The sequence below is a fragment of the Kocuria sp. KH4 genome (assembly GCF_053711175.1).
On sequence record NZ_JBSJYX010000054.1, the window covers coordinates 1 to 1,106 of the forward strand.

The 1,106-nt window shown below is 65.3% G+C and carries 1 protein-coding gene; it reads right to left on the reverse strand.

Going from position 1 to position 1,106, the window contains the following annotated elements; all coding sequences use genetic code 11:
• A partial coding sequence (locus ACWCOM_RS18455; RefSeq protein WP_454550196.1) for an aromatic ring-hydroxylating oxygenase subunit alpha occupies positions 1 to 1,106 on the reverse strand: 1,106 nt, incomplete at both ends.

The following is a 1,106-nucleotide window of genomic DNA, read 5'->3' on the forward strand; positions in this document are numbered from 1 at the left end:
GGGACGGTGTCGCCGATTTTTTCGGTGATCCAGTCGTGGAAGGCGCCGATGTGGTGTTCGGAGGGGACGAGGACGCCGCCGGTGGCGTAGATCTTGGAGCTCATGGCGGGCTGGCAGCGTTCGCAGGCGTCGAAGTCCTGTTGGTTGACGCGGTGGAACAGTTCCACGGAGGCGGTGACGTCCTTGCCGGACTCCACGACGCTGGGGAGGTAGAGCCAGTCGCATTCGACGATGGTGCGGTCGGCGGCCATGGGGAACATGCGGTGGATGATGACGTGGTCGGGGACGAGGTTGACGAACACGGTGGGTTTGATGGTGATCGCGTAGTAGCGGCGGTCGTGGTCCTCGTCCACGCCGGGGAGCTTGTCGAGGCCTTCGGAGCCGTCGACGGTGAAGCCGGCGACGTTCTCGCCGAATTCCGCGCCGTGGCCCACGAAGTACTGGGCGGCGAGTCCGTCGGCGAACTCGGGCAGGACCTCGGTGAGTTCGGGGTGGATGGTGGCGCAGTGGTAGCACTCCATGAAGTTCTCGATGATGAGCTTCCAGTTGGCCTTCACGTCGTAGGTGATGCGCCGGCCCAGGGCGAGGTTGGCGACGTCGTAGCCCTCGATGGCCTGGGTGTCGCCGAGGCGTTCTTCGATGTCGCCCATCACGTCGTCTTCGAAGGAGGGGGGGTTCTCGGCCAGGCAGACCCAGACGTAGCCGAGGTACTCGCGGATGGGGATGGTGACCAGTCCGTATTCCTGGCGGTCGATGTCGGGCATCTTGGTGAGGTTGGGGGCGGCGATGAGCTTGCCGTCGAGGTCGTAGGTCCAGGCGTGGTAGGGGCACTGGAAGGAGCGGTTGGCCTGGCCGGTGTCCTCCATGCACAGTTTCACGCCGCGGTGGCGGCAGATGTTGTAGAAGGCGCGGATGCCGTGCTTGCGGTTGCGGGTGATGATGATCGATTCCCGGCCGATCTGCACGGTGCGGTAGGCCCCGGGCTTGTCGAGGTCGGCGGCGCGCACGGCGCAGAACCACATCTGCTCGAAGATGCGTTCCTGCTCGGCGCGGAAGACGTCCTCGTCCACGTAGGTGGAACCGGGCAGGGTGGCGATCAGGGACTC